The organism is Streptomyces sp. QH1-20 (assembly GCF_041283565.1).
In the GTDB taxonomy this organism is placed as follows: Bacteria; Actinomycetota; Actinomycetes; order Streptomycetales; family Streptomycetaceae; genus Streptomyces; species Streptomyces syringius.
Genome location: NZ_CP166299.1, coordinates 1,957,840 through 1,982,202, shown reverse-complemented (window position 1 = coordinate 1,982,202; position 24,363 = coordinate 1,957,840). Strand labels below are relative to the sequence as shown.

Sequence of the window (24,363 nt, the reverse complement as noted above, 5' to 3'; positions counted from 1 at the left end):
CCTTCAATGCGGGAAATCGCGCAAACCTCCTGGCATCGACCTTGCCGAATGGGTGGCCAGGAGGCCGCCTAGGGGTGATCATGAGAGACAAGAGCGCATCTCCCATGAGGAGGCACGGGTGGCCGAGACTCTGAAGAAGGGCAGCCGGGTAACCGGCGCCGCGCGCGAAAAGCTCGCGGCAGACCTGAAGAAGAAGTACGACTCCGGTGCGAGTATCAGGGCGCTGGCCGAAGAGACCGGTCGCTCCTACGGCTTCGTCCACCGGATGCTCAGCGAATCCGGCGTGATCCTGCGAGGTCGCGGCGGAGCGACGCGCGGCAAGAAGGCCGCCTCGGCCTGACGCCACGCACCATGGGGCACCGTCGTTGTGGGCAGTGCCACCCGGTCGGTCGAGCAGTCGACCGGGTGGTTACTGTGCAGTCAACTTAACTGTGACTGCGGCTGGTTCGGAGGCCCCCATGACTGCCCCCAAGACTCTGCTCGACCAAGACGGCGTACAGCTCACCGTCGATGACGCGGTAGCCACCGTCACGCTCGCCAACCCCGCCAAGCGCAACGCCCAGTCGCCCGCGCTGTGGCGGGCACTGGCCGAGGCGGGACGGCTGCTGCCGGGCAGCGTGCGGGTCGTGGTCCTCCGCGGTGAGGGCAAGTCCTTCTCCGCGGGCCTCGACCGGCAGGCCTTCACGCCCGAGGGATTCGACGGCGAGCCGTCGTTCATGGATCTGGCGCGCGGCTCGGACGAGGCGCTGGACGCCGAGATCGCCACCTACCAGGAGGCTTTCACCTGGTGGCGGCGCAATGACATCGTCTCCATCGCGGCCGTGCAGGGCCATGCGATCGGTGCGGGCTTCCAGCTCGCCCTCGCCTGTGACCTGCGGGTCTGCGCGGACGACGTGCAGTTCGCGATGCGTGAGACCAGCCTGGGCCTGGTGCCCGACCTCACCGGCACGCACCCGCTGCTGTCGCTGGTCGGCTACGCCCGCGCGCTGGAGATCTGCGCCACGGGCCGCTTCGTGCACGCCGACGAGGCCGAGCGCACGGGCCTCGCCAATCTGGTCGTCCCGGCCGCCGAACTCGACGCGGCCACCCAGGACCTGGCCGCGGCCCTCCTCGCCGCCCCGCGCGACGCGGTCGTCGAGACCAAGGCGCTCCTGCGCGACGCCGCCGGCCGCGGCTACGACGAGCAGCGCACGGCGGAGCGCGCGGCCCAGGCCCGTCGGCTGCGTGACCTGGCGGGAGTGGGGGAGTAGGGACGGCTCGACGGCCGTCACCACGACGGTGACCGGCCCCGGCGCGCGGGCACACCGGCGGGTGGTACGGACCGCCGCCGCGTCAGCGCGCCGTTCTCCCGAGGGGGCAGATGGCCGTCACCGCGAGGGTGACCGGTCCCGGGGCGCGGGTGCACCAGCGGGCATACCGGCGGGTGGTCCGGACCCCCGCGGCGTCAGCGCGCTGTCCTCCCGGCCGGGTCGACGGCCGTCACCACGACGGCGACCGTGACCGGCCCCGGGGCGCCGTCGGCCGTCGCCACGGCGACGGCCTCGCGGACCGCCGCGGTGACGTCGAGGGCGCGCCGGCCCTCCGTCACCGCGATCTGGACCTGCGTATGACGGCCCGGCTCCTCGTCCGTGCGGTCCCGGATCCGCACGGCGTGGGCCGGGCCGCCGAGCACCGGTGCGAGCCGGGCCACGCCCGGCACGGCCCGCACCACCCGGGCGGCGAAGCCCTCGTCCTCCGCACCGGACTCCGCACCGGACTGTCTACCGGATTCCGCATCGGCCGGGCGCTCCGGCGCCGTCACGGCCTCCGCGCTCCCGACGGCCTCCGGGCCGTCGAGCAGTGCCGTCGCCCGTAGATCCACCGCGTCGAGGTCCAGCCCCAGCGTCTCCGCCCCCGCCGACCACAGGGCCGCGCGCAACCGGCCGGCCACGGCCGGCAGCGGCTCGTCCACCGTGGCCGCGAAGTCCGCCGTCAGGCGCAGCGGCCCCGCCGGGAGGGCACTCGGCGGGGCCGGGACCGCCGCGGGCACCGCCGTGGCCGGATCGGCGAGCGCGAGCCGGACCGTGCCGAGCCGGACCCCCGGCAGCGCGGCCGAAGCCGCCCGTCGCAGCGCGCCCACCGCCGCGTACTCCGTGATCCAGGCGCCGTCCGCCACGCCGCCGAGGGGCAGCAGCCTGCCCAGCCCGAGTTGCTGCCGTACCGCCTGTGTCAACCGGTCCGCGGCCACCGTCACTCCCGAAGTCCGTCGTCAGCGGGACCAGCCTGCCGTACGGACGGGCCGGCGGCCGGGTGAGCCACCCGAATGGCGGGGGTACGCCTTCCGTTCGCCTCTTCACCGGAGCAGGTTCGGCCGACCGCGCTTAGGGTGGCAAGTGGACCGGCGAACGTTTTTCCTTCCCCTCGGGAAAGAGGCGATTGACGATGACCGACACCGCACAGCGCAACCGGCCGGAGGGCCCGGGTGGCCCCGGCGGCTCGGCCAAGGAACCCAAGGCCGCACCGGCCGAGCGCGGCCGGACGACCATCGCCGACGGCGTCGTGGAGAAGATCGCCGGACTCGCGGCCCGTGACGTGGTCGGCGTCCACGCGATGGGCAGTGGCATCTCCCGCACCTTCGGTGCCGTACGCGACCGGGTGCCCGGCGGCGCCAAGTCCGTCAGCCGCGGGGTGAAGGCCGAGGTCGGCGAGGTCCAGACCGCGCTCGATCTGGAGATCGTCGTGGATTACGGCTTCGCCATCGCGGATGTGGCCCGCTCCGTGCGGGAAAACGTCATCTCGGCGGTGGAACGCATGACGGGCCTGGAGGTCGTCGAGGTCAACATCGCCGTGAGCGACGTGAAGCTGCCGGACGAAGAAGAGGACGAGCCGGAGCCGAGGCTCCAGTAGGGAGCACACGATGAACATGGCCGTGGTCGGCCTGATCGCCGGCATGGCGCTGGGGTTCGCCGGGTACTTCGGTGGGTTCGGCGCGTTTCTGCTGGTGGCGGCTTTGGGCGCTTTCGGGTTCGTGGCCGGCCGGTTCCTGGACGGGGACCTGGAGCCGGGCGATCTCTTCCGGACGAGGGACCGCGAGGGGCGACGGTAGTGGCGCGTTCGGCGCGGCGAGGGGTGCGGTGAGGACGCGTGGTGGAACCGGCTGAGCGCGGTGCGACCCACATCGCCGACCGGGTGGTCGCGAAGATCGCCTCACAGGCGGCACGGGAGGCGCTGAGCGCCGCGGCGGCGGACGCCCACGCGCCCCCACACGCGTCGGTGGTCGTCCGCGACGACTCCGCCCGGGTGCGGGTCTTCGTGGAGCTGGGGTACCCCTGTGACATCGGCGCCCAGTGCGGCGCGGTGCGCCGCCGGGTCGTCGAGCGGGTGCGGGGGCTGGTGGGCATGGAGGTCCCCGAGGTGGCGGTCACGGTGGAGCGACTGCACTCGCCGCAGACGCTGGGCGCGGACGCGGGGCGGGTCCGATGAGCGGCCCGGAGCCGGGCGGCGGCCCCCCGACGCTGGAGAAGAGTGCCGCCGAGGGCGCCGAGGCGGCTGCCGAGCGGGCCCCCGACGACGGCGGCCGCGCCGGACGCTTCTGGTCGGCGCGCCGACTGCCCGCCGCCCTCGTCGCGCTCGTCGTGGTGGGCGCCGCCGGGGTGTTCCTCTACGACGTGGCGGCCGTCCGGGCGGGCCGGCCTGCCATGAGCTGGCGTCGGCGCCTCGCGCGCGAACTGGCCACCCGGCCCCTCGACGACGTCCTCGTGATCGGGGGCGCGGTGGCCGCCGTGGCGATCGGGCTGTGGCTGCTCGTCCTCGCCGTCACACCGGGCCTGCGCGGGGTGCTGCCGATGCGGCGCGACACCCCCGACGTACGGGCCGGGCTCGACCGGCGGGCCGCCGCGCTCGTGCTCCGCGACCGGGTCATGGAGGTCTCCGGCGTGCAGTCCGTACGGGTCGACGTGGGCCGGCACCGGATCAGGACCCGGGCCCTCGCGCACTTCAGGGACCTGGAGGAGGTACGGACGGACGTCGACACGGTACTGGCCGACGGCGTACGGGAGTTGGGGCTCGCCCGGCACCCGCGGCTGTCGGTCCGGGTGAGCCGCCCGGTGAAGAGGTGAGCGCGCGATGCTGAGGATCGTCAACCGGGTGCTCGTGGGACTGGCGGGCGTGCTGCTGCTGGCGCTCGGCGCCGCGGTACTGATCGGCGCCCTGGACCTGCAACGGCACTGGCACATCACCCTGCCGTCCGCATGGCCCTTCGACGGGCCGCGCGATGTGCTGCTCGCCCGCGCCGACCGCCGGAAGTGGCGGTCGGCGGGCTGGTGGTGGCCGGCGGTCATCGCCGCCCTCGCGGTCGCCGTGCTGCTCGCCCTGTGGTGGCTGCTCGTACAGTCGCGGCGGCGCCGGCTGCGGGAGGTGCTCGTCGACAGCGGTGACGGAGAGGGCGCGCTCGTCCGCGGCCACGCCCTGGAGAGCGTGCTGGCCGCCGAGGCGCAGTCGCTGGACGGGGTCGACCGGGCGCACGTCGCCCTGAGCGGGAGCCGGACGGCCCCCGAGGCCCGCGTCGGTCTGACCCTGGCCCCGCACGCCACTCCCGCTTCCGCCCTGCACCGGCTGTACACCGAGGCCCTGACCCACGCCCGGGCCTCCGCGGGCCTGGTCCGGCTCCCGGCGGAGGTCCGGCTCCGGGCGGTCCGGCACCGCGCGGAGCGGGTCGGCTGAGACGGACGCGACCGCTGCCGGCCGCAGACCGTCTCAGCCGCCTCAGTCGTTACGGACGTCGGGCCGCTCGCACCCCTCCGCGTCGAGGAGCAGCGCGCTCGTCACCAGACCGATGTGGCTGAACGCCTGCGGGTAGTTGCCGAGCTGCCGCCGGGCCACGGGGTCGTACTCCTCGGAGAGCAGACCGAGATCGCTGCGCAGATCCAGCAGCCGTTCGAACAGGCGCCGGGCCTCCTTCCGCCGGCCGGTCAGATGCAGGGCGTCGACCAGCCAGAAGGAACAGACGAGGAAGGTCCCCTCATTGCCGGGCAACCCGTCGACGGCCTTGCCGTCGACGGTGTAGCGCCGGACGAGCCCGTCATGGGTCAGGTCCCGGCGGATCGCGTCGACCGTGCCGACGACCCGGGGGTCGTCGGGCGGCAGGAAGCCGACGCGGGGGATGAGGAGGGTGGCGGCGTCGAGCTCGGTGGAGCCGTAGGACTGGGTGAACGTGCCGCGCTCGGGGTCGTAGCCCTTCTCGCAGACCTCGCGGTGGACCTCGTCCCGCATCCGCCGGAACCCGTCGAGGTCGCCCTTGAGCTTCGGGTCGTACTCCAGGATGCGCACGGCCCGGTCGGCGGCGACCCAGGCCATCACCTTGGAGTGGACGAAGTGCCGGCGCGGGCCGCGCACCTCCCAGATCCCCTCGTCGGGCTCGCGCCAGTGCTTCATGAGGAACTCCATGAACACCCGCAGAACGCTCCACGCGTGCGGCTTGGCGTTGAGCCCGCCCCGGCGGGCGACGTAGAGGGAGTCGATGACCTCGCCGTAGACATCGAGCTGGAGCTGGTTGACCGCGCTGTTGCCGACCCGTACCGGGGCGGACCGCTCGTAGCCCGACAGCCAGGAGAGCTCCGTCTCGGGCAGCCGGCGCTCGCCCGCGACGCCGTACATGATCTGGAGGTCGGCGGGGTCCCCGGCGACCGTGCGCAGCAGCCAGTTGCGCCACGCGGCGGCCTCCTCGAGATAGCCGACCGAGAGCAGCGCGCCGAGGGTGAGGGTGGAGTCGCGCAGCCAGCAGTAGCGGTAGTCCCAGTTGCGGACGCCGCCGATGTCCTCGGGCAGGGAGGTGGTGGGGGCCGCGACGATGCCGCCGGTGGGCCCGTAGGTGAGGGCCTTGAGGGTGATCAGCGAACGCATCACCGCGTCCTGGTACGGGCCCTGGTAGCGGCACCGGCAGGCCCACTCGCGCCAGTCCTCCAGGCTGTGCCGCAGGGACTCGTGCGGGTCGATCAGATCGGGGCGGGCCTCGTGCGAGGGGTGCCAGGTCAGCACGAAGGCGACCGAGTCCCCGGCCTCGACGGTGAACTCCGAACGGGTGCTGAAGCCCTTGCCGAAGGTCCGCACGGGTGGTTCGCTGCGCAGCCACGCCGAGTCGGGCCCGGCGACGGCGACCCGGTGGCCGTCGGCCCGGCGGACCCAGGGGACGACGTTGCCGTAGTCGAAGCGCAGCCGCAGCACGCCCAGCATGTCGACGGAGCCGCTGACGCCCTCGACGATGCGGACGATGTCGGGGGCGCGGTGGCGCTGGGGCATGAAGTCGATGACCTTGACGGTGCCGGTCTCCGTCTCCCAGACGGTCTCCAGGATGAGGGAGTCCTCGAGATAGGCACGCCGGGTGCACGGTCCGGCGCCCCGGGGGGCCAGCCGCCAGTGGCCGTTCTCCTCGTCGCCCAGGAGCGCGGCGAAACAGGCGGGCGAGTCGAAACGGGGCAGGCAGAGCCAGTCGATGGATCCGTCGCGACCGACCAGGGCGGCGGTCTGCAGATCGCCGATGAGCGCGTAGTCCTCGATGAGTGGTGCCACGCGAAGCGTCTTCCCTGATCATGGGGGACCTACTCCGGGGCTACTCCGCGAGGGAGGCAGCCGGCTAGGCGACGGCGGCGGCCCCGGCGCTCGGCCCGTCCGCCGCCTTGGCGGCCTCGGCGGCGCGGTCACGTCGCTCACGGCGGACGAGAATGAACCAGCCGACGGGCACGAAGCCGGAGAACAGCCACCACTGGACCGCGTAGGCCATGTGCGGGCCGATCTCGCTGTGGTTCGGCGCCGGGACGGGCTTCGGCTGTCCCTCGGAAGCGGGCCCCACGAGTTCGACGTAGCCGCCGAGGAACGGCCGGTGCTGCGCCTTGGCCCGCTGCTCGCTGTTGATCAGCATGACCTGGCGGTCCGGCAGGCCCTCGGTGTCCTTGATGCCGCTGCCGGTGGTCTCGTCGGCGCGCAGCCGGCCGACGAGAGAGACCTTGCCCTTCGGCGCCGGGGGGATGTGCGGGAGCTTCGTCAGCTCGCCGTTGGCCGGGATCCAGCCGCGGTTGACGAGGAGGGCCTGGCCGTTGTCCAGCACCAGCGGGGTGAGGACGAAATAGCCCTGGTTGCCGTCGGCGTCGGTGCGCAGCCGGACCACGACCTCGCCCTTGCTGTCGTACGTACCGCTCGCGGTGATGCGGCGCCAGACGTCGTCGTGCGGCACGGGGCGGCCGGGTGCGGCGAGCCGGGTGACGGGGACGGGGTCGGCGGCGAGGCTCTGGGCGACCTGGTCGTTCCGGGCGACCCGGTGCTCATGGCGGTGGTACTGCCAGAAGCCCAGCTTGATCATCACCGGGATCAGGGCGAGCCCCACGAGCGTGAGGATCACCCATTGCCGGGACAACAGGAAGCGATACACACATTTGACGGTACCTGGCGTGGTTCGCCCCCCGGTCATCGGGTGCCGCCGCCGTGCCGTCCGGCCCGCGTCGCGATCGGGGCCCGCCGTTGTCCGCTAGGAGCCGCCGGACGTACCGGGGGCCGGGGTGACGTGCAGCAGCAGCTGCATGAACGCCGCCTCGTCGATCACCGGGGTGCCGAACGAACGGGCTTTGGTGGTCTTGGACGTGGGGGAGTCGGGGTCGTTGGTGACCAGCAGGCTGGTGAGGCGGGAGACGCTCGTGGCGATGTGCAGCCCGGCATCGATGGCACGGTCCTCCAGCAGCTCGCGGTCGATCGAGGTGTCGCCGGAGAACGCCACCCGCATGCCCTGAATGAGCTGTTCGCCCGGTTCGTAACGGCCCGGGTTGGGGTACGGGCACGCGGGCCGCTTACGGCTCGCACGCCAGGTCGACTGCCGGTAGGACGGCTGATAGCCGACGGTGGCCGGACGCGCGGGCCCGTCGGACCACTCGGTCAGCGGCTGGCAGGCCAGCAGCGGCAGCCGCAGCCCGGCCTGCGCCGCCAGCCGCAGGCTGGGCCGGAACGCCTCCGCGAGCACCCGCGCGTCGTCCAGCGCGTGGTGCGCGCGCTGCTGCACGACGCCGTAGTGCGCGGCGAGCGACTCCAGCTTGTGGTTGGGCAGCGGCAGCCGCAGCTCCTTGGAGAGCGCGATGGTGCACAGCCGTTGCCGCACGGGCGCGGTCGCCCGCGCGCGGGCGAACTCACGGGCCAGCATCGACCAGTCGAAGGCGGCGTTGTGCGCGACGAGGACCCGGCCGTCGAGCCGCGCGGCCAGCTCACCGGCGATCTCCGGGAAGAGCGGCGCGCCGGAGAGGACTTCGGTGGTGAGACCGTGGATCCACACCGGCCCCGGATCGCGCTCGGGGTTGACCAGCGTGTACCACTGGTCCTCCACCTGGCCTCTGGCGTCCAGCTGATAGACGGCGGCCGACACTATCCGGTCGTCCCGGGCGAGCCCGGTGGTCTCCACGTCGACGACCGCGTATCCGTCGGGATACGCGGTCGGCCACGGGGTCGGCGATTCGGCGGCGGCGCGGTCTTCGAGCATGGTCACAGAGAATACGGGCCCGCACTGACAGCGCGGGCCCGGCCCCGGACCCGTAAAGACCCCGCCGATGTGACGTGTTCCACTCCGTTCGAGGCCGGGTCGGGGCCGGCCGGGGCCCGTCCCGTACACCTCCGTCACCCGGACGATGGACACCGACCGCGGCCGACGACCCGCCGACGCCGGCCCGGCCCCCGGCCCCCGCCCGCTCCGCCCCACCGGTGCCCCGCCGCGGGAACCCCGGGTAACACTGACCGGTACCCAGCGGTAACAACCCCTAGCGGCACGGCCCGTGGCGCGTTTATGGTGCGGCCATGCCGCACCTTCCCGATGTCGTGTTGTGGTCCATACCGGCCTTCGTCCTGCTCACCGTGCTGGAGTTGGTGAGCTATCGGCTGCACCCCGCCGAGGAGAGCGGCGCCGCGGGATACGCCGCGAAGGACGCGGCGACCAGCATCGGCATGGGGCTCGGCAGTCTGGCCTTCGACGCGCTGTGGAAGATCCCGATCGTCGCGGTCTACGCCGGGATCTACGAACTCACGCCGCTGCGCGTCCCCGTGCTGTGGTGGACGCTGCCGCTGATGCTGCTGGCCCAGGACTTCTTCTACTACTGGTCGCACCGCGGGCACCACGTCGTGCGGATCCTGTGGGCCTGCCACGTGGTGCACCACTCCAGCCAAAAGTTCAACTTCACCACCGCGCTGCGCCAGCCGTGGACCTCGCTGACCGTGTGGCCGTTCTATGTGCCGATGATCGCGCTCGGCGTGCATCCCGCGGCGGTGGCGTTCTGCTCGTCGGCGAACCTCGTCTATCAGTTCTGGGTGCACACCGAGCGGGTCGGCAGACTGCCCCGGCCCTTCGAATACGTCCTGAACACACCGTCCCACCACCGGGTGCACCACGCCTCGCAGGGCGGTTACCTGGACCGCAACTTCGGCGGCATCCTGATCGTCTGGGACCGGCTCTTCGGCTCCTTCGTACCGGAAGGGGAACGTCCGGTCTATGGCCTGACGAAGAACATCGACACCTACAACCCCTTGCGCGTCGCCACCCACGAGTACGCCGCCATCGCCCGCGATCTGCGGGCGGCGCGGGGCTGGCGCGAGCGGGCCGGGCGGGTGTTCCGGGGGCCGGGATGGCAACCGGCCCGGCTGTCGCCCACCGGGGAGCCGCCCACCGGGGAGGTGGCGCCCGGCGACGCACAGGCGCCCGGGTCCCGGGCCGCCGCCCCCGAGCGCGTCGCGTGAGACGGCTCCACCCGCACCGCGCACTGCTGATCGCCTTCGCCGCCGTCGCCGTCGTCCACCTGTGCGCGCTCGCCGCCGGTGTCCCGGCCGTCGCGCAGGCCACCAAGCCCGTGCTGATGCCGCTGCTCGCCGCCCGAGTCGTCGCCCTCGGCGGTCCCCGGTTGCTTGTCGCCGCGCTGTTGTTCGGGTGCGGCGGCGACACGCTGCTGCAGATCGGCGGCGACACCGTCTTCCTGCTGGGCATGGGCTCGTTCGCGGTCGGGCACGTCTGCTATCTGGCGCTGTTCGCCCGGTACGGGGCTGCCGGCGGGGCCCGTGCGTACGGCCTGGCGGGCGCGTACGGGGTTGCCTGGCTCGGTGTCGTGCTGGTGCTGTGGCCGGACCTGGAGACGGGGCTGCGGGTGCCCGTCGCCTGTTACAGCCTGCTGTTGACCGCGATGGCGTGCGGGGCGACCCGCGCGGGGCCGCAGGCGGGGGCGGGCGGTGCGCTGTTCCTGCTGTCGGACACGCTCATCGCGGGTGGCATCGCCGACTGGCCGCAGGCGCCCGCCCCCCAGTTCTGGATCATGCTCACCTATCTCGCCGCCCAGTATCTGCTGGCACAAGGGCTGTCGCGGCCCGAGGCGCCCGCCCCGGCCGGGGAGACGGAAGGGGCCGGGCCGCGTGGCGCGGCCCGGCCCCTCTTGCGCACCGTCCGGATCAGTCCTGGACCGCGTCCAGGGCGTCGACGATGCCGTAGCCGTAGAAGCTGTTGACGTGCTGGTTGCCGACGCAGGTGGCGTCGATCTTGCCGTCACCGTCGGGGTCGTACGCGGTGGGGCAACCCGGGTTGTCGGCCTGGGCCTTCAGGAGCCACTGGAGCTCCTGCGGGCTCGACTTGGGGTGCGTGCTCTTCAGCAGCGCCGCGACACCGGCCACGTGCGGGGCGGCCATCGAGGTGCCCTGGAGGTAGGCCCAGTCGCCGCCCGGCATCGTGGAGAGGATGCGGCCGTCCTTCGCGGGCAGCCCGGGCACCTGGTACCGGTCGCCGCCGGGGGCCGCCACATCGATCTGGCCCTGGCCGTAGTTGGAGTAGTACGACTTCAGCGACTTCACGCCGGTGGCGGCGACGGTGACGACGCCCGGGAGCTGGGCCGGCACGTCGAGGCACTTCGAGGGGTCTATCTTCCGCGGCAGCGGCTTGGTGTCATTGGGGCTGGAGGTGTCGTTGATCTCCTTGGCCGCCAGGTCGTGCGCGGAGTTGCCCGCCGACGCGACGTTGATCGTGCCCTTGTCCTGGGCGTACTTCGCGGCCCGGCCGACCGACTCGCGGATCGCCTTCTGGTCCGGGTCGTCGTCGCAGTTGTAGAGCCACGGGTCGACGTAGTAGCTGTTGTTCGTCACGGCTATGCCGTGGTCGGCGGCGAAGACGAACGCGCAGACCACGCTCTCCGCGTAGAACAGCGAGGTCTTGTCCTGGCTGACCTTGATGCCGGAGACCTTCACGCCGGGCGCGACACCGGCCACGCCGACGCCGTTGCGGGCGGCGGCGATCGAACCGGCCACGTGCGTGCCGTGGTAGTCCTCCGCCGGGTCGAACGGCCGCCAGGCGCCGGGGCTGGTGTCCGCCTTGCCGGTGACACAGCTGGCCGACTGGCTCCGGGAGAAGTTCGGCTTGAGGTCCGGGTGGGTGTCGTCCACGCCGGTGTCGATGACGCCGACCGTGACGTTCCTGCTGCCCGGGTTGACCTTCGCGGCCTTGTCGGCCTTGATGGCGGCGAGGTCCCACTGGAGGCCCTCCAGCGGCTCCGCGCCGGCGGTGGCCGAGCGGGCCGCGCTCTGCGCGAGGGCCTTCGGCAGCTTCACCTTCTCGGGCTTGCCGACGTCGGTGGTGGCGGCCGGGGCGAGCGGCGCGGTGCGGGTGGCGCCCGCGGACGTCACGCCCGGCACCGCGCGCAGGGTCTTGCCGAACTCGGGGTTCTTGGAGTGGGCGACGATGACGCCGATCCGGTCGTAGACCGCCACGATGCTGCCACCTGCCTGGGTGACGGCCTTCTTCACCTTCGCGACGGTGCCGCGGGCGGTGTCCGTGTTGACCACGTACGACAACTGCGGGCCGTCCGTGGTGACGGGGGCCTGTACCGCGAACGTGCCCTGCGGGGCGGCCGTGGCCGCGCCGGGCAGGAAGCCGAGCGACGCGGTGAGCGCCAGTCCGACGGGGACGGCCAGCAGGGCGTGACGCCGTCTGGAGCGCAGATGAGCCATGGGTTCTCCACATCATCCGTAAAACCACCCGGGTGCAGGCCGCACACGGACGGGTACATGACGAGTGAAGCTAGCGCCGATCTCCGGCCCCCGGCAATGAATTCCTGGAACAAAGGGCGGGAGAAATCGTCATACCGCCGTCGCCCCGAACCCGATGACGCGGTGTCAGATGGTGGAGGCGGAACCGGAGCCCGTTCCTCAGGAGTGGATGCCCGGATCCTCGGGAGGAGATGCCCGGATCCTCAGGACGGGATGCCCGGGCCGCGCAGTGCGTCGATGCTCAGCGGCGGCAGCGGCACCCGTGGCCCGTACCAACGGCCGGCCGTCGGGATGGCGGCCGGCCGGCCGGTCCGCACCGCCGCTATCGGCTCCGTCAGCCTGACGATTCCGAACGGGCGCCGGCCGGGCGGCGGCGGGGGAGGGGTCGGCGCAGTGCTCACATCAGGGTCAACGACACGGCGGGCGGGCGGTATTGCCTCAAACGGCGGCTGATGTCAAATTCGCCGATCACCCCTCTGTCGCAATACCACGGCACCCCTCTACGATGCGTGATTCGGATCACAAGCTCGGATCACCTTCTGGATCACCGCTGACGGCTCGCGCCTCGCACCCCCTCGTCAGGAGAGACCGTGGACACCGCACCAACCATCACCCAGGAGCCGGACGAACCCGATTGCGCCGACCGCTTCACCAGGGTCCAGTCGAGCGCCGAATTCGGTGAGCTGCGCCGGTCCCACCGATCCTTCGCCTTCCCGCTCACGGTGGCCTTCGTCGCCTGGTACCTGCTGTACGTCCTGCTCTCCAACTTCGCGGGCGATTTCATGGGCACCATCGTGGTCGGCAATATCAACATCGCGTTCGTCTTCGGACTGGCCCAGTTCCTCACCACCTTCCTCATCGCCTGGTGGTACTCCCGGCACGCCGCCGCGAGGATCGACCCCAAGGCGGAGGCCCTCAAGGCCGGTCTGGAGGCCTCGAAGTGAGTGCCGTCCTGACCGCCGTCAGCAGCGGAATCGGTTCCGCCGCGAGCGCCGACCCCGCCATGGGGCTGTCCCTGGCCCAGCCGCTCGCCGCCGCGGCCGCCAGTGACCACCGCACCCTGATCATCACGCTCTTCTCCGTCTTCGTCGCCGCGACCCTCGCCATCACCGTCTGGGCGGGCCGGCAGACGAAGGACGCCACCGACTTCTACGCGGGCGGCCGGTCCTTCACGGGCTTCCAGAACGGCCTGGCCATTTCCGGCGACTACATGTCCGCCGCGTCCTTCCTCGGCATCGCCGGCGCCATCGCGCTCTTCGGCTACGACGGCTTCCTGTACTCCATCGGCTTCCTCGTCGCCTGGCTGGTCGCCCTGCTGCTCGTCGCCGAACCGCTGCGCAACTCCGGCCGCTTCACCATGGCCGACGTGCTCGCCTACCGCCTGCGGCAGCGGCCCGTACGCACCGCCGCCGGCACCTCCACCATCGTCGTCTCGATCTTCTATCTGCTCGCCCAGATGGTCGGCGCGGGAGCGCTCGTCGCGTTGCTCCTCGGCGCCACCGGCGAGGGCTCCAGGCGCTGGATCATCGCCCTGGTCGGCGTGGTGATGGTGCTCTACGTGACCATCGGCGGAATGAAGGGCACGACCTGGGTGCAGATCGTCAAGGCCGTCCTGCTCATCGCGGGCACCTTGCTCATCACCGTCCTCGTACTCACCAAGTTCAACTGGAACATCTCCACTCTTCTCGGTGAAGCGGCCAAGGAGAGCGGCAAGGGCAGGGCCTTCCTCGAACCCGGTCTCCAGTACGGCAAGGACGGCACCTCCAAGCTCAACTTCATCTCGCTCGGCATCGCGCTCGTCCTCGGCACGGCCGGTCTGCCGCACATCCTGATCCGCTTCTACACCGTGCCGACCGCCAAGGCCGCCCGTAAGTCGGTGAACTGGGCGATCGGCATCATCGGCGCCTTCTATCTGATGACCATCGCCCTCGGCTTCGGGGCCGCCGCCCTGGTCGGCCCCAAGAAGATCATCGCGTCGAACGAGTCCGGCAACACCGCGGCGCCGCTGCTCGCGCAGGAGATCGGCGGCGGCGCCGGCTCCACCGGCGGTGCGATCCTGCTCGCCGTGATCTCGGCCGTCGCCTTCGCGACGATCCTCGCGGTGGTCGCGGGGCTCACCCTCGCCTCCTCGGCGTCCTTCGCCCACGACCTGTGGGCCAACGTCATCCGCAAGGGGAAGACGAGCGAGAAGGAGGAGATCCTCACCGCGAAGTTCGCGGCCGTCGCCATCGGTGCGGTCTCCATCGTGCTCGGCATCTTCGCCCACCGGCTCAACGCGGCCGCGCTGGTCGCCCTCGCCTTCGCCGTCGCGGCCTCCGCCAACCTCCCGACGATCCTCTACAGCCTCTTCTGGAAGCGCTTCACCACCCAGGGCGCCCTCTGGTCGATCTACGGCGGACTGATCTCCTCCGTCACCCTGGTGATCTTCTCCCCGGTCCTCTCCGGCAATGCGAAGGCGCTTTTCCCCGGCATGGACTTCGACTACTTCCCCCTCGCCAACCCCGGCCTGGTCTCCATCCCGCTCGGCTTCCTGCTCGGCTGGCTGGGATCGCTGCTCTCCCGGGAGACCCCGGACGCGAAGAAGTACGCCGAACTCGAGGTCCGCTCCCTGACCGGCTTCGGAGCGCACTGACCCGCCCCATCACCACGGCCCCTCCCCGGACCGGTCCGTACGCCCGCGTCAACGAACTGTTGAAGGCCGAGGCCATCGCGTACGCTGCGGAACAATTGAACGAACTACCGTTCCAGTCCCGGGAGGGGCCCTGCCGTGCTCATCGACACCTACGGTCGCGTGGCCACGGACCTGCGCGTCTCCCTGACCGACCGGTGCAATCTGCGCTGCACCTACTGCATGCCCGAAGAGGGGCTGCAGTGGCTCGCCAAGCCGGACCTGCTCACCGATGACGAGATCGTCCGCCTCGTCCGCATCGCCGTCACCGACCTCGGCGTCACCGAAGTCCGCTTCACCGGCGGCGAGCCCCTGCTCCGCCCCGGCCTCGTCGGCCTCGTCGAGCGCTGCGCGGCGCTCACCCCGCGCCCCCGGCTGTCCCTGACGACCAACGGCATCGGCCTCGGGCGCACCGCCGCGGCACTCAAGGCGGCGGGGCTGGACCGCGTCAACGTCTCCCTCGACACGCTGCGCCCCGAGGTCTTCGCGACCCTGACCCGGCGCAAGCGCCACCAGGACGTGCTGGACGGCCTCGCCGCCGCCCACGCCGCCGGCCTCACCCCGGTCAAGGTCAACGCCGTCCTGATGCCCGGCCTCAACGACGACGAGGCGCCCGACCTGCTGGCCTGGGCCGTCGAGCACGACTACGAACTGCGCTTCATCGAGCAGATGCCGCTCGACGCCCAGCACGGCTGGAAGCGCGACGGGATGATCACCGCCCAGGCCATCCTGACCAGCCTGCGCACCCGCTTCGACCTCACCCCCGAGGCCGAGGACGAGCGCGGTGCCGCCCCCGCCGAGCGATGGATCGTCGACGGAGGCCCGGCCCGCGTCGGTGTCATCGCCTCCGTCACCCGCCCGTTCTGCGCGGCCTGCGACCGCACCCGGCTGACCGCCGACGGCCAGATCCGTACGTGCCTGTTCGCACGCGAGGAGTCGGATCTGCGCGGAGCCCTGCGCTCCGGGGCCCCGGACGCGGAGATCGCCCGGCTGTGGCGACTGGCGACCACGACCAAAAAGGCCGGCTCGGGCCTGGACGACCCCGCCTTCCTCCAGCCGCAGCGCCCGATGTCGGCGATCGGGGGCTAGGGCCGCCGCACCCGCCGATCGCTGCCCGGGGCGGCGGAATATCGGCTGGTAATTGCCGGGCCAAAGATGGGCTTATCGGCGGGTGCGGATTTATCGGTCGGACTAATGGTGAGGGGAAGCCTCCCACTCCTCCAGCGTGACCACGTCTTTGAGAAAACCGCGCAGATCCAGAAAGTTGGACAGATGTTCGCGGTGTTCCTCGCAGGCGAGCCAGGTCTTGCGTCGCTCGGGGGTGTGCAGCTTGGGGTTGTTCCACGCCAGCACCCACACCGCTGCGGCACGGCAGCCCTTGGCGGAGCAGATCACGGCAGTATCAGGGGAGTTCACCCCCCAGACTGTAATCAAGCCCGGCCGGACATGGCGACGCCGGGCAGCCACGGGGGGAGCCGCCCGGCGTCGGTCTGTCGCTCCGACGGGGGATGCGGAGCGCTTACGAAGTATGTCACGGGGTGCCTGTCATAGGGCACCGAACCACATGATTGATCTGAGCTTTTCTTGAGCTTTGCAGACGACCCGGCGGACTGTTTTTCGGGCCCGCCGTATCAGCCGTGGTCACGGCCTTGATCAGCCCGCCCGGAAGGTTTTGCTTCCGGAGCGGATTCCGCAGTGCGGTGTGTCGGACCTGACATCAGCACCGGGCGGGTCGGCGCCGGAACGAACGTTCCGGGCAGCGAAGGGGCGTTCTCCCGGCCCGCGTTGGCGATCACCACGGCCACATAGGGCAGCACCGCGCCCAGGATCAGCGTTCCGATGGCCACATGGCGCTCGATATTCCACAGCACCACGGTGAGTATCACGGAGAGGGTGCGGATGAGCATCGAGATCACATACCGACGCTGCCGGCCGCGCACGTCCTCCGCGAGACCCTGCCGAGCCCCGGTGATCCGGAATACCGCCGTACCACCGTGCTTCCGCATCATGTTCCACCATCCGCCCACTGTGCCGACGGCCCCCGTGTCCAGGACCTCTTCAACGTTACGCCGCGGCCACCCGCGCGACGAGAGCGGGTACCCGCCCATCGCGCGCCCCGCCCACCACCGTCGCCGCCATACGCCGTACAGGCGGCTCCGACGTGCGCCGTACGGGTGGCGGCCCCAGAATGGCGGAGCACGCCACATCGCGCTTCGAAGGAGGCGACATGAGCTGGTTGTGGGCCATCATCGTCGGTCTGGTCCTGGGCCTGATCGCCAAGGCGATCCTGCCGGGCAAACAGCAGATCCCGCTCTGGCTGACGGTCATCTTCGGCATGATCGGCAGCGTCCTCGGCAACTGGGCGGCCACCGGACTGGGCATCAACGAGACCAAGGGCGTCGACTGGGGCCGACACCTGCTGCAACTCCTCGGCGCGGTGATCGTCGTCGCGGTCGGCGACCGGTTGTGGGTCGGGATGCGCGGCGGAGGCGGCCGACGCGCCGCCTGAGCGGGCGGGCCCCGAGCGGGTCCAGGCGGGGAATGCCGAGGGCGGCCGTGCGCCGCACGGCCGCCCACGGTCTGTCTTTTGGACGGGCTGCCATCGGCTGAGGCCAGCCAGAACCAGCCCGTCCGGCGATTGAGGACACCACCGCGCAGCGGTGGTGCACCCCACGATCCGCCGGAAGGGCTAGCGCAGCTCGGCGATCTTCCGCCCAGCCTTGAGGTACACCGTCACCTCGGCGCCCGAGGCGCCCAGCTTCGCCAGCGTCTCCGTGACCACCTCGCCCAGCGGGCGAATGGCCTCGGCCTCGGCGAGCACGACGGCCTCCTGGCCGGCGGCGGACTCCACGATCAGCCGCAGCCCGTTCTGCTTGGCGACCCGACGGGCCGCCGAGGCGCTGGGCTGGAACTCCAGCACCTTGCTGAGCACGGTCGTCGCGGCCTCCGCGCCGTGCTCCGCCAGCTCCACCACCGGCAGCGTCTCGACGTCGGTGAAGCTCTTCTTCGAGAACTGCGCGACGAACCCGGCACGCGCCGCCATCGCCGCCTCGACGCCGTACAGCGCCGCCACGACCTCACCCGCGAGGACCTTCTTGAGGTCCATCGGGTGCAGCGACTTCTCCTCGATCCGGCGGGTGGCCGCCGCGATCTCGGCGTCCGTCCACTCCGTCCACGCCCGCAGGTACGGCTCCATCAGCCGGTCCGGCACCGACATGATCTTGCCGAAGACATCGTCGGCGGGCGCGCTCAGCCCGACGTAGTTGCCCTTGGACTTGGACATCTTCGCGCCCGTGCCGTCCGTGCCCTCGATCAGCGGCATCGTGACGACGAGCTGCGGCGTCTGGCCGCGCAGCTCCATGAGCTTGCGGCCCATCTGCAGATTGAGCAGCTGGTCGGCGCCGCCCAGCTCGACGTCGCAGTCCAGCGCGACCGAGTCGAGGCCCTGCGCGATCGGGTAGAGCAGCTCCGACATGGTCAGCCCGGAGCCGGCGGCCAGCCGGGTGCGGAAGTCCTCGCGCTGCAGCAGCTGCGAGACCGGCACCTGGGCCATCAGCCCGAGCAGCTCGGGGAAGGTGTACGGCGCCAGCCACTCGCTGTTCTGCCGGAAGCGGACCTTCTCGAAGTCGAAGAACGGCCGCACCTGCTCGCGGTAGCCCGCCAGGTTCGCCGCGATGTCGTCGTCGGTCAGCGGCGGACGCTCCGCCGTACGGCCCGTCGGGTCACCGATCTTGGCGGTGAAGTCACCGATGAGCAGCGTGACGTCGTGCCCCATGCGCTGGAAGCGGCTCAGGACGATCATCGGCACGGTGTGCCCGAGGTGCACATCGGCGGCCGTCGGGTCGATGCCCAGCTTGATGTGCAGGCCCTTGCCCGCCGCCCGGCGCTCCTCGATGCGCTGGGTCAGCTTCTCCACGCCCGGCAGCACCTCGACGGCACGGGCGGCGATCAGCTCGGCCTGCTCCTGTGCCGACAGATCCGTCAGGTCGAGATAGCGCCGCGAGCCCGTCTCCGTGAGCAGCCGCTGGACGGTCTGGTCGGAGGAGAGGTCCTGCGCGAGGATCTCGCTGGCGCGGGCGACGGATTCGCCGAGGCGTGTCATGACGTTCCTGAGGATCGAGGGGACTGACAGGGAAAGGAGAGAAGGGAAGGAATCGTTGAAAGGACGGGGGCCAGTCTATTCGGGTCCGTCCGGACCGGCCCCGCGCCCTCGCGGTCACACCCCCTGGCTAACGGAGCTCATGTTGAAGTCCGGGATCCGCAGCGCGGGCATCGCCGCCCGGGTGAAGTAGTCGCCCCACTCGCGCGGCAGCGTCGGCTCGGTGCGCCCCGCCTCGGTGGCCCGGCCGAGCAGGCTCACCGGGGACTCGTTGAAGCGGAAGTTGTTGACCTCGGCGGTGACCTCGCCCTTCTCCACCAGATACACCCCGTCCCGGGTCAGCCCGGTCAGCAGCAGGGACGCCGGGTCGACCTCGCGGATGTACCACAGGCAGGTCAGCAGCAGGGCCGGCCCGTCGTGCCCGCTCGCCGCGACCATCTCCTCCAGCGAACGGGTGCCGCCCGCGTCCAGGACCAGATTGTCGATGAACGGCGTGACCGGCAGATCCGTCAGCCCGGCGCTGTGGCGGGTGGTGAGCAGGTGCTCCAGCACACCGTCCCGGATCCAGTCCGTGGCCTCCAGCGGCAGACCGTTGTCGAAGACCGACGCGTCGTCGCCCGAGCTGCTCGCGAGCACGAACGGCGCGCACTCCAGCCCCGGCTCCCGCGGATCACTGCGCAGCGTCAGGGGCAGGCCCGACAGCTTCTCGCCGACCCGGGTGCCCCCGCCGGCCCGGGAGAAGACCGTACGGCCCTCCGCCGCGTCCCGCGCCGCCGCCGACCACTGCTGGTAGACCAGCAGATCGGCCACGGCCGTCGGCGGCAGCAGGGTCTCGTACCGCCCGGCGGGCAGCTCCACCCGCCGCTCGGCCCAGGCGAGCCGCCGCGCCAGCTCGGCGTCCAGCGCCGCCGGGTCCACGTCACGGAAGTCCCGGGTGGCGCGGCCGGCCCACGCGGAGCGCGAGCGGTCCGGGGACTTGGCGTTCACCTCCAGGGTGCCGGTGGGCTGGTCATGGCGGAGCCGCAGCCCGGCGGACGTGCCCACGTAGCTGGAGACGACCTCGTGGTGGGCGAAGCCGTAGAGCTCGCGGGCCTCGGAGCGGGCACGGGCGAAGGACTCGCCGAGCGCCGGGGCGAAGTCGTCGAAGACCGCCGAGGAGGTCTCGGCGGGCGCCTCGGTGAAGGCGGGGGAGTGCGGTACGCCGGTGACCAGCGGCTGGGCGTCCTCGGCCGGCCCCGCGTCCCGGGCGGCGGCCTCGGCGGCCCGTACCAGCGGCTCCAGCTCGGCGGCCGTGACGGCCGAGCTGGACACGACGCCCGAGGCCGTGCCCTCGGTGCCGTCGACGGTCGCGATCACGGTGACGCTGCGGCCCCGGGTGACGCCGTTGGTGGTGAGCGCGTTGGCCGCCCAGCGGAGATTGGCGGTGGACCGCTCGGACGCGATCACGACGCAGCCGTCGGTGCGGGACAGCTCCAGGGCGCGCTCGACGATCTCGTGCGGCTTGTTCTGACGAGGGCTCATCGACCGGCCTCCTGTGTCGTATTCAGAATGTTGACGCCCTGGAAGAGGGCGGAGGGGCAGCCGTGCGAGACCGCCGCGATCTGCCCGGGCTGGGCCTTTCCGCAGTTGAACGCGCCGCCCAGGACATAGGTCTGCGGACCGCCCACGGCAGCCATCGAGCCCCAGAAGTCCGTCGTCGTCGCCTGGTACGCGACATCGCGCAGCTGTCCGGCCAGCCGACCGTTCTCGATCTTGAAGAAGCGCTGCCCCGTGAATTGGAAGTTGTAGCGCTGCATGTCGATCGACCACGACCGGTCCCCGACGACATAGATCCCGTTCTCGACGCCGGAGATCAGCTCCTGCGTCGACGGGCCGTCCGGCGCGGGCCGCAGCGATACGTTCGCCATGCGCTGCACGGGCACGTGCGAGGGCGAGTCGGCGAACGCGCACCCGTTGGAACGCTCGAAACCCGTGAGCTTCGCGATCCGCCGGTCCAGCTGATACCCCGTGAGGACGCCGTCCTTGACCAGGTCCCAGGACTGCGCGGCCACGCCCTCGTCGTCGTAGCCGATGGTCGCGAGGCCGTGCTCGACGGTCCGGTCACCGGTCACGTTCATGATCTTCGAGCCGTACTTGAGCGTGCCCAGCTGGTCGAAGGTCGCGAACGAGGTGCCCGCGTACGCCGCCTCGTAGCCCAGCGCCCGGTCCAGTTCGGTGGCGTGACCGATCGACTCGTGGATCGTCAGCCACAGATTGGAGGGGTCCACCACCAGGTCGTAGGAGCCCGCCCGCACGCTCGGCGCGCGCATCTTCTCCGCCAGCAGCGACGGCATCTCGGCCAGCTCGGCGTCCCAGTTCCAGCCGGTGCCCGTCAGGTACTCCCAGCCCCGGCCCACCGGCGGCGCGATGGTGCGCATCGAGTCGAACTCGCCCGTCGTCGGGTCCACGGCCACCGCCGTCAGCTGCGGGTGCAGCCGTACCCGCTGCTGGGTGGTCGTCGTCCCGGCCGAGTCCGCGTAGAACTTGTTCTCCTGCACGGTCATCAGCGTCGCGTCGGCGTGGGCCACACCGTCCGCCGCCAGCAGCCGCGCACTCCACTCGGCGAGCAGTTCGCTCTTGTCCGCGTCCGGCACGTCAAAGGGGTTGATCTCGTACGAGGAGACCCAGGTCCGCTCCTCGTGCACCGGCTCGTGCGCCAGCTCCACCCGCTCGTCGGAGCCCGCCGCCGCGATCACCTTCGCCGACAGCTTCGCCATCGCGACGGCCTGGCTCGCCACTCGGGCCGCGGCATCCATCGTCAGATCCACGCCCGAGGCGAACCCCCAGGTCCCGCCGTGCACCACCCGTACCGCGTAGCCCAGGTCGGTGTCGTCGGACGTACCGGCGGGACGGGCGTCACGCAGCCGCCAGGAGGCGGTGCGCACCCGCTCGAAGCGGAAGTCCGCGTGCTCGGCGCCCAGCGCGCGGGCGCGCGCGAGTGCGGCGTCGGCCAGTGGGCGCAGGGGCAACGCGAGAAATGATGCGTCGATGGAATGGGGCACAGGGTCCTCCCGATGGTCGTCGACGAGAATCATGCCGTCCGTCGGCGGCCGCGCGCAGCGCGTTTGTGCTGACGCGGGCGCGGGCGGGAGTGTCGGCGCGCACCCGACGACGGCCGCCGCGCCCGCGCGAGCGGGGTGCGGTGGCCGTGTGCGGGTGGGCGGTGGCCGGGTCAGATATCGCCGGATACGAGGCCTTGGCGGAACGCCGCCCACTCGGGGGCGCTGAAGCGGAGGGGGGTTCTGTGGGTGTCTTTGGAGTCGCGTATCGCGACGGATCCGTCTGCCAGGTCGGCGACTTCGACGCAGTTGTGTTCAGCCCCGCTGGCAGACGACTTGCGCCAAGCGGCGCCGGACAGGTCGTAGGTGTGGAGCTCCGGCTTCCGGTCGTTCACTGCCTGTGACCTTCTTCCATCTCGGCGATCCGTGCGAGTGAGTCCTCGATCGGTAGCGCGCTTGCGACGATCCGCTCGAAGGCATCGGCGAAGGTGTGCGGGTGGGCGGTGGCCGGGTCAGATATCGCCGGATATGAGGCCTTGGCGGAACGCCGCCCACTCGGGGGCGCTGAAGCGGAGGGGGGGTCTGTGGGTGTCCTTGGAGTCGCGTATCGCGACGGATCCGTCTGCCAGGTCGGCGACTTCGACGCAGTTGCCTTCTCCCCCGCTGGCGGACGACTTGCGCCACATGGCAGCCGAGAGGTCCAAGGAGTACGGCTCCGCCTTACGGTCGGGGTTCACTTGCGGCTTCCCTCTTCCATCCGTGCGATCAGGGCGAGCGAGTCGTCCATCGGTAGCGCGTTCGCGACGATCCGCTCGAAGGCATCGGCGAAGGTGTGCACCTCGTCGACTCCTTCAACGTAGGCCGACCCCAACAGATTCTCCAGCAGCACGACGTCGGGCATGGGCCCGGGGAAACCGACCAGGCTGAAGCCGCCCACACCGCCCGGGTGCGGAGCGGCGTCCAGCGGCATGATCTGGAGCGTCACGTTGGGCATATCGGATACGTCGAGCAGGCGCCGAAGCTGCGCACGCATGGTGTCGGGGCGGGCGGCGAACCGCTGATGCAGCACCGCCTCGTGGATGACGGCCCACACCTTCAACGGTCCGGTGGTGCGGGTCAGAACGGCCTGGCGAGCCTGACGCACCTCCGCGAGTGCCGCCACTTCCTCCGGTGTCCGGGTGATGGCATGGGCGGCGATGGTCTCGCGGGCGTAGGCGGCGGTCTGCAACAGGCCCGGGACCAGCAGGGGAGCGAACTCCCGCACACTGCCCGCATCGGATTCCAGGGAAATGTAATCCGCGTACGTCGGAGACACGATGCCGCTGTAGGTCTGCCACCACCCCTGCTTACGGGCGTCCCGGGCCAGTGCCTCCAGAGCCGAAGCCACTTCCGGGTCGTCGACCCCGTACAAGGCGAGCAGCGCGGACACGTCGGACGGTCGGATGTGGCCGTTGGCCGTCTCGATTCTGGAGAGCTTCGGGCCGACCCATCCCAGCGCCTCAGCGGCTGTGTCGAGCGTCAGGCCGGCCGCATTGCGATACCGGCGCAGAGCCTCCCCGAGTCGTCGGCGGCGGACAGTCGGAACAGGGCGCACGTTTGGCATGACGGGAGTCTCACAGGCACCGCCGCTGCACGTTGATGGAACGAAAAGCCCCGCCATCAATTTGGGTGACAAGTTTGCAGACTTATCTGAAAGTGCCCCGCCGTGCGGGAGTGTCATGGCACCCACCTCCATTGCGTGCTGCACCACGCAGAACCAACCCACGCGGCTCACGCCGCAGGCAGGAGGCGCCATGCGTGCCATGGCCGATGTCACCGCGTTCCAGACGCCCGGCTTCTATCGCCGGGCGCGCCCGAGAGGCTTCGCCGTCCACCTCAACGTCACGGAAGAGCACCTGCGCCGCGTAGGCGAGTTGACGGTCAGGACCCTGACCAGGTTCGGGGTCGGCGAGGAGACCGCAGAAGCCGCCCGGCTCGTCGTCTCGGAACTCGTGGGTAACGCGGTCCGGGTGTGCGGGGACTTCGTCCCCGTCGTCGTGGAGGTGGACGTCATGCCGCCCGGGGTGGTGGTGAACGTCCACGACCCGGAACCACTGCGCATGCCCAGCCGCAAGGGCGCCGCCCCGGACGACGGTGAGGCCGAGTCCGGGCGCGGGCTGATCCTGCTCGACCTGCTGGCTCCGGAATGGCGGGTGTTCTGGTCGCCGATCGGCAAGATGATCTGCTGCCGGGTGCCTCGATGCGATGGCGGGCACGGCTGATGCGGGACGCGAGGCCGATCCGCCCGCTGCTCACGGCGACCGCCGCCGTCCTGGGCGTACTCGCGTTCCGGCTCGTACGCGCGTCGGACCGACTACTGGCGGCGGCACGCAGGAGCGACGACCGTCGACGGCACACCCCCCAGGGCCACGCCCCGAGCCCGCCGCGCCCCCACCGGCGACCTGACCTGGTGCTCCTGCCCCATTGCTCACCGCGCGACGGCTCCTCGCCGGGCTGAGGGCCGCGAGTGGCGAACCTTGGTAGCAAGATCCCCATTG

29 protein-coding genes are annotated in these 24,363 nt (G+C 71.3%); 15 read left to right on the top strand and 14 right to left on the bottom strand.

The features are described 5' to 3' along the window. Positions 1-118: 118 nt before the first annotated feature. Positions 119-340, top strand: coding sequence for a helix-turn-helix domain-containing protein (locus AB8O64_RS08825; protein WP_030366669.1), 222 nt, complete (start codon positions 119-121; stop codon positions 338-340). Positions 341-458: 118 nt separating this feature from the next. Next, complete coding sequence (locus tag AB8O64_RS08820) at positions 459-1,250, top strand: enoyl-CoA hydratase/isomerase family protein (RefSeq protein WP_370418657.1); 792 nt, start codon at positions 459-461, stop codon at positions 1,248-1,250. Between the two features lie 194 nt (positions 1,251-1,444). Here the strand turns inward: AB8O64_RS08820 and AB8O64_RS08815 are convergent, their stop codons facing one another. Continuing rightward, positions 1,445-2,233 carry a hypothetical protein gene (locus AB8O64_RS08815; RefSeq protein WP_370418656.1) on the bottom strand — a complete coding sequence of 263 codons (789 nt, stop codon included), beginning with the start codon at positions 2,231-2,233 and terminating at the stop codon, positions 1,445-1,447. Positions 2,234-2,421: 188 nt separating this feature from the next. On the opposite strand from AB8O64_RS08815, the gene AB8O64_RS08810 reads away from it, so the two are divergent. The 5 genes from AB8O64_RS08810 to amaP are packed head-to-tail and all read left to right on the top strand — an operon-like array spanning position 2,422 to position 4,701. Beyond that, complete coding sequence (locus AB8O64_RS08810; protein WP_356454619.1) at positions 2,422-2,886, top strand: Asp23/Gls24 family envelope stress response protein; 465 nt, start codon at positions 2,422-2,424, stop codon at positions 2,884-2,886. A gap of 10 nt (positions 2,887-2,896) precedes the next feature. Continuing rightward, positions 2,897-3,085, top strand: coding sequence for a hypothetical protein (locus AB8O64_RS08805; protein WP_356454617.1), 189 nt, complete (start codon positions 2,897-2,899; stop codon positions 3,083-3,085). Positions 3,086-3,126: 41 nt separating this feature from the next. Further along, positions 3,127-3,462, top strand: a complete 336-nt coding sequence (locus tag AB8O64_RS08800; RefSeq protein WP_370423823.1) for a hypothetical protein — start codon at positions 3,127-3,129, stop codon at positions 3,460-3,462. Beyond that, positions 3,459-4,097, top strand: a complete 639-nt coding sequence (locus AB8O64_RS08795; RefSeq protein ID WP_370418655.1) for a DUF6286 domain-containing protein — start codon at positions 3,459-3,461, stop codon at positions 4,095-4,097. The genes AB8O64_RS08800 and AB8O64_RS08795 overlap by 4 nt, the downstream gene beginning before the upstream one ends. Positions 4,098-4,104: 7 nt before the next feature. After that, positions 4,105-4,701: an alkaline shock response membrane anchor protein AmaP gene (gene amaP, locus AB8O64_RS08790; RefSeq protein WP_370418654.1), complete on the top strand. Its 597-nt coding sequence runs from the start codon at positions 4,105-4,107 to the stop codon at positions 4,699-4,701. A gap of 42 nt (positions 4,702-4,743) precedes the next feature. Here amaP and AB8O64_RS08785 read toward each other — a convergent pair whose 3' ends face one another. From AB8O64_RS08785 to AB8O64_RS08775, 3 genes are all read right to left on the bottom strand, one after another. Continuing rightward, positions 4,744-6,546, bottom strand: coding sequence for a glycoside hydrolase family 15 protein (locus AB8O64_RS08785; RefSeq protein WP_370418653.1), 1,803 nt, complete (start codon positions 6,544-6,546; stop codon positions 4,744-4,746). Between the two features lie 64 nt (positions 6,547-6,610). Further along, a complete protein-coding gene (locus AB8O64_RS08780) occupies positions 6,611-7,402 on the bottom strand; it encodes an SURF1 family protein (RefSeq protein WP_370418652.1) in 792 nt (263 codons plus the stop codon). Positions 7,403-7,498: 96 nt separating this feature from the next. Then, on the bottom strand, positions 7,499-8,494 hold the full coding sequence (locus AB8O64_RS08775) for a DEDDh family exonuclease (RefSeq protein ID WP_207303871.1): 996 nt from the start codon (positions 8,492-8,494) through the stop codon (positions 7,499-7,501). Between the two features lie 311 nt (positions 8,495-8,805). Here AB8O64_RS08775 and AB8O64_RS08770 point away from each other — a divergent pair, with 311 nt between their 5' ends. Together AB8O64_RS08770 and AB8O64_RS08765 are read left to right on the top strand one after the other, a co-directional pair. Further along, positions 8,806-9,738, top strand: coding sequence for a sterol desaturase family protein (locus AB8O64_RS08770; protein ID WP_370418651.1), 933 nt, complete (start codon positions 8,806-8,808; stop codon positions 9,736-9,738). After that, positions 9,735-10,493 carry a lysoplasmalogenase gene (locus tag AB8O64_RS08765; RefSeq protein ID WP_370418650.1) on the top strand — a complete coding sequence of 253 codons (759 nt, stop codon included), beginning with the start codon at positions 9,735-9,737 and terminating at the stop codon, positions 10,491-10,493. Before AB8O64_RS08770 ends, AB8O64_RS08765 begins: the two co-directional genes overlap by 4 nt. Here the strand turns inward: AB8O64_RS08765 and AB8O64_RS08760 are convergent. Continuing rightward, entirely contained in the window at positions 10,438-11,982 is a 1,545-nt protein-coding gene (locus tag AB8O64_RS08760; RefSeq protein ID WP_370418649.1) for a S8 family serine peptidase, read from the bottom strand. The two genes, AB8O64_RS08765 and AB8O64_RS08760, sit on opposite strands and share 56 nt — an antisense overlap. 242 nt (positions 11,983-12,224) lie before the next feature. Then, a complete protein-coding gene (locus AB8O64_RS08755) occupies positions 12,225-12,422 on the bottom strand; it encodes a hypothetical protein (RefSeq protein ID WP_366685014.1) in 198 nt (65 codons plus the stop codon). 189 nt (positions 12,423-12,611) lie between these two features. Between AB8O64_RS08755 and AB8O64_RS08750 the strand changes: the two genes are divergently transcribed. The 3 genes from AB8O64_RS08750 (at position 12,612) to moaA (ending at position 15,778) form a co-directional block, all read left to right on the top strand. Beyond that, the gene (locus tag AB8O64_RS08750) at positions 12,612-12,965 is read left to right on the top strand and encodes a DUF485 domain-containing protein (RefSeq protein WP_362210991.1); all 354 of its coding nucleotides are present in this window, start codon (positions 12,612-12,614) and stop codon (positions 12,963-12,965) included. A gap of 59 nt (positions 12,966-13,024) precedes the next feature. Further along, positions 13,025-14,653: a cation acetate symporter gene (locus AB8O64_RS08745; RefSeq protein ID WP_370423822.1), complete on the top strand. Its 1,629-nt coding sequence runs from the start codon at positions 13,025-13,027 to the stop codon at positions 14,651-14,653. 135 nt (positions 14,654-14,788) lie between these two features. After that, positions 14,789-15,778, top strand: coding sequence for a GTP 3',8-cyclase MoaA (moaA, locus tag AB8O64_RS08740; RefSeq protein ID WP_370418648.1), 990 nt, complete (start codon positions 14,789-14,791; stop codon positions 15,776-15,778). 102 nt (positions 15,779-15,880) lie between these two features. Here moaA and AB8O64_RS08735 read toward each other — a convergent pair whose 3' ends face one another. Both AB8O64_RS08735 and AB8O64_RS08730 read right to left on the bottom strand, forming a co-directional pair. After that, positions 15,881-16,105: a hypothetical protein gene (locus tag AB8O64_RS08735; RefSeq protein ID WP_184730904.1), complete on the bottom strand. Its 225-nt coding sequence runs from the start codon at positions 16,103-16,105 to the stop codon at positions 15,881-15,883. Positions 16,106-16,320: 215 nt separating this feature from the next. Next, entirely contained in the window at positions 16,321-16,695 is a 375-nt protein-coding gene (locus AB8O64_RS08730; RefSeq protein ID WP_356454652.1) for a DUF3099 domain-containing protein, read from the bottom strand. Between the two features lie 221 nt (positions 16,696-16,916). Here AB8O64_RS08730 and AB8O64_RS08725 point away from each other — a divergent pair, with 221 nt between their 5' ends. Next, positions 16,917-17,198: a GlsB/YeaQ/YmgE family stress response membrane protein gene (locus AB8O64_RS08725; RefSeq protein ID WP_130877142.1), complete on the top strand. Its 282-nt coding sequence runs from the start codon at positions 16,917-16,919 to the stop codon at positions 17,196-17,198. 180 nt (positions 17,199-17,378) lie between these two features. Here AB8O64_RS08725 and tyrS read toward each other — a convergent pair whose 3' ends face one another. The 6 genes from tyrS to AB8O64_RS08695 all read right to left on the bottom strand — a co-directional run bounded on the left by tyrS (position 17,379) and on the right by AB8O64_RS08695 (position 23,429). Further along, on the bottom strand, positions 17,379-18,791 hold the full coding sequence (gene tyrS, locus AB8O64_RS08720; RefSeq protein ID WP_370418647.1) for a tyrosine--tRNA ligase: 1,413 nt from the start codon (positions 18,789-18,791) through the stop codon (positions 17,379-17,381). A 114-nt stretch (positions 18,792-18,905) separates the two neighbouring features. After that, the gene (locus AB8O64_RS08715) at positions 18,906-20,309 is read right to left on the bottom strand and encodes a metallopeptidase TldD-related protein (RefSeq protein ID WP_370418646.1); all 1,404 of its coding nucleotides are present in this window, start codon (positions 20,307-20,309) and stop codon (positions 18,906-18,908) included. Further along, positions 20,306-21,829: a TldD/PmbA family protein gene (locus AB8O64_RS08710; RefSeq protein ID WP_370418645.1), complete on the bottom strand. Its 1,524-nt coding sequence runs from the start codon at positions 21,827-21,829 to the stop codon at positions 20,306-20,308. The genes AB8O64_RS08715 and AB8O64_RS08710 overlap by 4 nt, the downstream gene beginning before the upstream one ends. Before the next feature lie 170 nt (positions 21,830-21,999). Continuing rightward, positions 22,000-22,221 carry a DUF397 domain-containing protein gene (locus tag AB8O64_RS08705; RefSeq protein ID WP_370418644.1) on the bottom strand — a complete coding sequence of 74 codons (222 nt, stop codon included), beginning with the start codon at positions 22,219-22,221 and terminating at the stop codon, positions 22,000-22,002. Between the two features lie 117 nt (positions 22,222-22,338). Further along, entirely contained in the window at positions 22,339-22,563 is a 225-nt protein-coding gene (locus AB8O64_RS08700; RefSeq protein WP_370418643.1) for a DUF397 domain-containing protein, read from the bottom strand. Next, positions 22,560-23,429, bottom strand: coding sequence for a helix-turn-helix domain-containing protein (locus tag AB8O64_RS08695; RefSeq protein WP_370418642.1), 870 nt, complete (start codon positions 23,427-23,429; stop codon positions 22,560-22,562). The genes AB8O64_RS08700 and AB8O64_RS08695 overlap by 4 nt, the downstream gene beginning before the upstream one ends. Before the next feature lie 190 nt (positions 23,430-23,619). Between AB8O64_RS08695 and AB8O64_RS08690 the strand changes: the two genes are divergently transcribed. Together AB8O64_RS08690 and AB8O64_RS08685 are read left to right on the top strand one after the other, a co-directional pair. After that, positions 23,620-24,087 (top strand): ATP-binding protein, encoded by a 468-nt coding sequence (locus AB8O64_RS08690; RefSeq protein WP_370418641.1) that lies wholly within the window; start codon positions 23,620-23,622, stop codon positions 24,085-24,087. Continuing rightward, positions 24,066-24,323, top strand: a complete 258-nt coding sequence (locus AB8O64_RS08685; RefSeq protein ID WP_370418640.1) for a hypothetical protein — start codon at positions 24,066-24,068, stop codon at positions 24,321-24,323. The genes AB8O64_RS08690 and AB8O64_RS08685 overlap by 22 nt, the downstream gene beginning before the upstream one ends. Positions 24,324-24,363: the final 40 nt, after the last annotated feature.

Excerpts from the sequence above, each read along its gene's own strand:
- AB8O64_RS08820 (WP_370418657.1), top strand. The coding sequence starts at position 459 with ATGACTGCCCCCAAGACTCTGCTCGACCAAGACGGCGTACAGCTCACC.
- AB8O64_RS08810 (WP_356454619.1), top strand. The coding sequence starts at position 2,422 with ATGACCGACACCGCACAGCGCAACCGGCCGGAGGGCCCGGGTGGCCCC.
- AB8O64_RS08805 (WP_356454617.1), top strand. The coding sequence starts at position 2,897 with ATGAACATGGCCGTGGTCGGCCTGATCGCCGGCATGGCGCTGGGGTTC.
- AB8O64_RS08795 (WP_370418655.1), top strand. The coding sequence starts at position 3,459 with ATGAGCGGCCCGGAGCCGGGCGGCGGCCCCCCGACGCTGGAGAAGAGT.
- amaP (WP_370418654.1), top strand. The coding sequence starts at position 4,105 with ATGCTGAGGATCGTCAACCGGGTGCTCGTGGGACTGGCGGGCGTGCTG.
- AB8O64_RS08775 (WP_207303871.1), bottom strand. The coding sequence starts at position 8,494 with ATGCTCGAAGACCGCGCCGCCGCCGAATCGCCGACCCCGTGGCCGACC.
- AB8O64_RS08770 (WP_370418651.1), top strand. The coding sequence starts at position 8,806 with ATGCCGCACCTTCCCGATGTCGTGTTGTGGTCCATACCGGCCTTCGTC.
- AB8O64_RS08760 (WP_370418649.1), bottom strand. The coding sequence starts at position 11,982 with ATGGCTCATCTGCGCTCCAGACGGCGTCACGCCCTGCTGGCCGTCCCC.
- AB8O64_RS08745 (WP_370423822.1), top strand. The coding sequence starts at position 13,025 with ATGGGGCTGTCCCTGGCCCAGCCGCTCGCCGCCGCGGCCGCCAGTGAC.
- AB8O64_RS08730 (WP_356454652.1), bottom strand. The coding sequence starts at position 16,695 with ATGCGGAAGCACGGTGGTACGGCGGTATTCCGGATCACCGGGGCTCGG.
- AB8O64_RS08725 (WP_130877142.1), top strand. The coding sequence starts at position 16,917 with ATGAGCTGGTTGTGGGCCATCATCGTCGGTCTGGTCCTGGGCCTGATC.
- tyrS (WP_370418647.1), bottom strand. The coding sequence starts at position 18,791 with ATGACACGCCTCGGCGAATCCGTCGCCCGCGCCAGCGAGATCCTCGCG.
- AB8O64_RS08715 (WP_370418646.1), bottom strand. The coding sequence starts at position 20,309 with ATGAGCCCTCGTCAGAACAAGCCGCACGAGATCGTCGAGCGCGCCCTG.
- AB8O64_RS08695 (WP_370418642.1), bottom strand. The coding sequence starts at position 23,429 with ATGCCAAACGTGCGCCCTGTTCCGACTGTCCGCCGCCGACGACTCGGG.
- AB8O64_RS08690 (WP_370418641.1), top strand. The coding sequence starts at position 23,620 with ATGCGTGCCATGGCCGATGTCACCGCGTTCCAGACGCCCGGCTTCTAT.
- AB8O64_RS08685 (WP_370418640.1), top strand. The coding sequence starts at position 24,066 with ATGCGATGGCGGGCACGGCTGATGCGGGACGCGAGGCCGATCCGCCCG.